Annotated in this window: 5 protein-coding genes; 3 read left to right on the forward strand and 2 right to left on the reverse strand. The window is 69.4% G+C overall.

What is annotated here, in order from left to right:
• Positions 1–420: 420 nt before the first annotated feature.
• Positions 421–1,713: an abortive phage infection protein gene (locus ACFZDL_RS47055; RefSeq protein ID WP_353595758.1), complete on the forward strand. Its 1,293-nt coding sequence runs from the start codon at positions 421–423 to the stop codon at positions 1,711–1,713.
• 40 nt (positions 1,714–1,753) lie between these two features.
• Positions 1,754–2,497, forward strand: a complete 744-nt coding sequence (locus ACFZDL_RS47060; RefSeq protein WP_353595757.1) for a methyltransferase domain-containing protein — start codon at positions 1,754–1,756, stop codon at positions 2,495–2,497.
• A 2-nt stretch (positions 2,498–2,499) separates the two neighbouring features.
• Here the strand turns inward: ACFZDL_RS47060 and ACFZDL_RS47065 are convergent, their stop codons facing one another.
• Both ACFZDL_RS47065 and ACFZDL_RS47070 read right to left on the reverse strand, forming a co-directional pair.
• Complete coding sequence (locus ACFZDL_RS47065; protein ID WP_353595756.1) at positions 2,500–2,898, reverse strand: SseB family protein; 399 nt, start codon at positions 2,896–2,898, stop codon at positions 2,500–2,502.
• A 138-nt stretch (positions 2,899–3,036) separates the two neighbouring features.
• A complete protein-coding gene (locus ACFZDL_RS47070; RefSeq protein WP_353595755.1) occupies positions 3,037–4,221 on the reverse strand; it encodes an epoxide hydrolase family protein in 1,185 nt (394 codons plus the stop codon).
• Between the two features lie 284 nt (positions 4,222–4,505).
• Here ACFZDL_RS47070 and ACFZDL_RS47075 point away from each other — a divergent pair.
• Positions 4,506–4,728, forward strand: a 223-nt coding sequence (locus ACFZDL_RS47075; protein WP_391194595.1) for a putative T7SS-secreted protein, incomplete at its 3' end; no start/stop codon positions are given.

Consider the following 4,728-nt stretch of genomic DNA (forward strand, 5'->3'; position numbering starts at 1 on the left):
GGGGGGTTTGTTTTTGTGTGGGGGGGGCTGGTGTTTTTTTTTCTTCTGGGGGGGGTTGGGGGGGGGGGGGGGGGTGGGGGGGGTGTTCTGGCTTTGGGCCCCCCCCCCCCCCGACCATGCGTTTGCGGAGAATATGAGGGTGGGGCCGTGGGGGTTCGCTGGCGCACATCTCGGTCGACGACGCGTCGCTGATGAACGCCCAACCCCCACCCCAAGCCCAACGGCGGCGGGCAGGACGCCAAGCGCGACGAGCTCGAGGAAACCGTCCGGAAGCTCAACGAGTGGTCATCCAATGGAGGCGGCCGACGTACAACTTAAGTCGCTCAGCCGCAGACCATCGGCTGACGACAGGGGGCGCCCTCACTCCCGAAACTGGTGGTGGGTCGCAGACAGCGGGCCCGGGCATCAGGGGGAGACACCATGCGGGGCAGGGGAATCAGCCGGGCACGTTTTCTGGCGGGCGCGGGGGCGGGGGCCGTGGGAGTCGCGGCGGTGGGCGCGTCGGGGGCGCTGCTGACGGCGGGCCGGGCCGAGGCGCGAAGTCGCCGAGGCCCGGCGGGCCTGACCTACCGGGGTGTGTCGTACGAGGTCATCGACGGGGAGACACCGGCGACGGGCTGGAGTGCCGCGCGGATGCGCGAGGACATCCGGGTCATCAAGAACGATCTGCACGCCGGCTCGGTCTCGGTCTTCGGCGACGGTGTGGACCGGCTCAAGGCCACGTCCTCGGAGGCGGCGGAGCAGGGGCTGCACGTCTGGCTCCAGCCGCGTCTGGCGGACGTCTCCCACCAGGACATCCTCGATCACTTGGCGGAGACCGGCAGGCACGCCGAGCAGCTGCGGCGTCAGGGCGCACGGGTCCACCTCAGCGTGGGCGCCGAGTTCGTGTTGTTCGTCCCGGGCATCGTGCCGGGTGACAACGCTCTTGAACGCGTGAAGAACATGCTGAGCGGAAACTTCGACCCCGAGAAGATGGTGCGCCGCCTGCGCGAGTTCACCGCGCGAGCGGCGAAGGTCGGCAGGTCGGTCTTCAAGGGCCGGATGACGTATGGCGCGGCGCAGGACGAGGAGGTCGACTGGGGCCTGTTCGACTTGGTCAGCGTCAACTACTACTCGTACTTCCCGAACAAGGCCGACTACGTCCGCGAGCTCACACCGTTCCTGCGCTGGGGCAAGCCAGTCGTCATCTCCGAGTTCGGCACCTGCACCTTCAAGGGCGCCCCGGAGCAGGGCGGCATGGGCTGGAACGTCGTGGACTACGACAAGGACCCCCCGGAGATCGTCGGCGACCTGGCCCGCAGCGAGCGGACCCAGGCCGCGTACCTCACCGACCTGCTCGATGTCTTCGAGTCCATGAACCTCTACGCGGCCCTGGTATACCAGTTCGTCACCCCTGATGCCCCGCACCGGACCAACCCGCGCTATGACCTCGATCTGGCGAGCTACGGCGTCGTCAAACCGATCTGGAAGACCTTCGAGGACCCGACGCCCCACTGGCACTGGGAGCCCAAGGAAGCGTTCCGCGCACTGGCCCAGCACTACGGCCGCCGCATACGTGCCTCGGCTTACGAGAAGGCGGGTGAGGAGATCCGGGGCACCTGGCAGACCACCGGCGACAAGATGTCCGGCACCAGCCTCATCGCGCAGTACGCCGTCCCGCCTGCCGAAGAGGGCGGCGAGCAGGGTGGCGAGCAGGGCGGGGGCGCGGGCTGATGGGGTTGGAGATCCGTGCCCGCTCCGCATACTGACGAGCATGGCTACCTACGACACGCTCGGGGCGACATACACCCGCACACGACGGCCTGATCCGCGGATCGCCGCGCAGATCCACGCGGCGCTCGGGGACGTCAGCGACGTGATCAACGTCGGAGCGGGCACCGGCTCCTATGAACCGCCGCGGACGGCCCTCGCGGTCGAACCCAGCCAGGTCATGATCAGCCAGCGTCCGTCGGGGTCCGCGCCCGCCGTACGGGCGGTCGCGGAACAGCTTCCGCTGCGTGATGACGCCGCCGACGCCGTGATGGCCCTGCTGACCGTCCACCACTGGACCGACCTGGCGGTCGGAATCAGTGAACTGCGCAGGGTCGCCCGCCGCCGCGTCGTCATCCTGACGTGGGACCAGCACATGTTCCGTGAGCGGTTCTGGCTCGTCCGGGACTACCTCCCTCAGGCAGCCGCGTACGACGACACCCGCGCCACCCCGACCGGCCGGCTGGTCGACCTGCTGGGCGGGGCGCGCCAGGAAGCGGTCCAGGTCCCCCATGACTGCGTGGACGGGTTCGGAGCCGCCTACTGGCGCCGCCCCGACGCCTATCTCGACCCGCGCGTGCGCGCGGGGGTCTCCCTGTTCGCCCAGACCGGCGAAGAAGCCATCGCGCCCGGTCTGGCCCGGCTCGCGGACGACCTGGCGACCGGCCGCTGGCACACCCGCTACGCCGAGCTGACCACGCTCGACACCATCGACGTCGGATACCGGCTGCTCGTGACCGACCTCTGAGTTCAGGCGCCGGGACGCATCAGGAGAGTCCGTACGCCGCCCCCGGAGAGGGTCACCTCCTCGGGCGCGCCCGCGTCGATGGCCAGCGAGAGCTCATCGGAGGGCCAGCCCTGGGCCAGGGCGCCCAGCGGCACCCGGTGGTAGCGGTGGATCTGCGGCAGGGCCTGGTGCATACGGTCCGGGCTCGTGAAGACCGGCACCAGCTGAGCGCCGTCGTCCTGTTCGAGCACGGGGAGGGTCACGGTCTGCGGGTCCGTGTCCTCCGCGCCCTCGGGAGCGGGAAGCAGCACCTCGCTGCTGGCGAGGGTGTCCAGCGCCGAATCGTCCGCCCGGTTGGCCGCGAGTTCACCGAGGGCGTGCTGGGTGGCGTGGACGGTGGTCTCGTCGGGAAGGTCACTCATGGTTGTCTCCAGCGATCGGAGTGGCATATGTGCAGGTCAGCGGCCGATCCGAACGACGCCGAACCGGTCTCACGTCAGTTGTAAGCCCGCCGGGTACCCGACTGCGTCGCGTTGAGACATCCCGCACCGCTTATCGCCTCATCGCCCGAGGTCGCGGAAGAACGCGCGGATGTCCGCGACCAGCAGGTCCGGCTGTTCCATGGCCGGGAAATGCCCGCCCCGCTCGTACTCCGTCCACCGCACGATGTTGTTCGTCCGCTCCGCGATATGCCGCAGCGGGATGAAGTTCTCGCGGGGGAAGACGGCGAGGGCGGTCGGGGCGGTGGAGGGCTCGGGGGCCGCGTCCCAGGAGGAGTGGGCGCGCTCGTAGTAGATGCGGCCGGAGGAGCCGGCGGTGCCGGTCAGCCAGTAGAGCATCACGTTGGTGAGGAGTTGGTCACGGTCGACCGCGTCCTCGGGGCGGTCGCGGGAGTCGGTCCACTCCTTGAACTTCTCGGCGATCCAGGCGAGTTGACCGACCGGCGAGTCAGTGAGCCCGTAGGCCAGGGTCTGGGGGCGGGTGGACTGGATGTCGGCGTAGCCCTGCCGGTCGCGGGCCCACTGCCGGTTCAGTTCCCAGGAAGCGAGGGCGCGGGAGCGTTCGGCCGGGGGCAGGGCGGCCAGCTGGGCGGGGTCGGGTTCCTCGGTGATGGAGGAGCCGGGGATGTGGTTGAGGTGGACGCCGATGATCCGGTCGGGGTGGATACGGCCGAGCTCGCGGGAGATGGCGGAGCCCCAGTCGCCGCCCTGGGCGCCGTACCGCTGGTAGCCGAGGCGCTCCATGAGCTCGGCGAAGGCGGCGCCGACCCGGTGGTACTCCCAGCCGCTCTCCCGCGTCGGTCCCGAGAAGCCGAACCCCGGGATGCTCGGCAGGACGAGGTGGAACGCGTCGGAGGGGTCGCCGCCGTGGCGGCGTGGATCGGTGAGCGGGCCGGCGACCTGGGCGAATTCGACGATGGAGCCCGGCCAGCCGTGCGTCATGATCAGCGGGATGGCGTCCGGTTCGGGTGAGCGGATGTGCGCGAAGTGGAGGTTCGCCCCGTCGATCGTCGTGGTGAACTGCGGCCAGTGGTTCAGTCGGGCCTCGGCGGCCCGCCAGTCGTATGTGTGGCGCCAGTACCGTACGAGCTCCCGCAGATAGTCGCGCGGGATGCCGTACGCCCAGCCCACGCCCGGCAGTTCGTCGGGCCATCGCGCGCGGTCGAGCCGTGCGTGCAGATCGTCCAGTTCTGCCTGGGGGATATCGATACGGAAGGGGCGAATGGTCTCGGCCAGGTTCGTCATCCGATGCATGCTAGATCGGCCGGGTTTACGAAGCGAACGAGTTGAAGCGTCCTTTGCCGGTCAACGGCCCCTTGAGATAGCGGCTACCTCCTCTTATGTGAATACTGTCGCCCAGCGCCAACAGTGGTTTACGGGGAGATGGGGGACATCATGGGGCTATCGAAGGGCATGGCCGAATCCAGACCTAGATGGCCTGGGAACGTGTCCGGGCCCGACCAGGTGTCCGGGCCCGGCCAGGTGTCCGAGGCCTGCCAGGTGTCCCTGGCGTCCCGGGTGTGCCGCTGATGGGGTGGGATCTGACCCCCGACTGGCTCGACGACGCGGTCGAGTCGGGCACCGAGGCCGTCGGGGACGGTGTGGAGTGGCTGGGGAACAAGACCGCGGAGGGTCTGGACAAGGTCGGCTGGGAGGACGGGGCGGACTGGGTCCGTGACAAGTCCCGTTCGGCGGCGAACGCGCTGGGGGCGGATGTCGCCGAGTTCCAGTTGGGCGAGACCGAGGACCCGA

Origin of the sequence: Streptomyces sp. NPDC007917 (assembly GCF_042959105.1) — a bacterium.
Lineage (GTDB): Bacteria > Actinomycetota > Actinomycetes > Streptomycetales > Streptomycetaceae > Streptomyces.

Excerpts from the sequence above, each read along its gene's own strand:
- ACFZDL_RS47055 (WP_353595758.1), top strand. The coding sequence starts at position 421 with ATGCGGGGCAGGGGAATCAGCCGGGCACGTTTTCTGGCGGGCGCGGGG.
- ACFZDL_RS47060 (WP_353595757.1), top strand. The coding sequence starts at position 1,754 with ATGGCTACCTACGACACGCTCGGGGCGACATACACCCGCACACGACGG.
- ACFZDL_RS47065 (WP_353595756.1), bottom strand. The coding sequence starts at position 2,898 with ATGAGTGACCTTCCCGACGAGACCACCGTCCACGCCACCCAGCACGCC.
- ACFZDL_RS47070 (WP_353595755.1), bottom strand. The coding sequence starts at position 4,221 with ATGACGAACCTGGCCGAGACCATTCGCCCCTTCCGTATCGATATCCCC.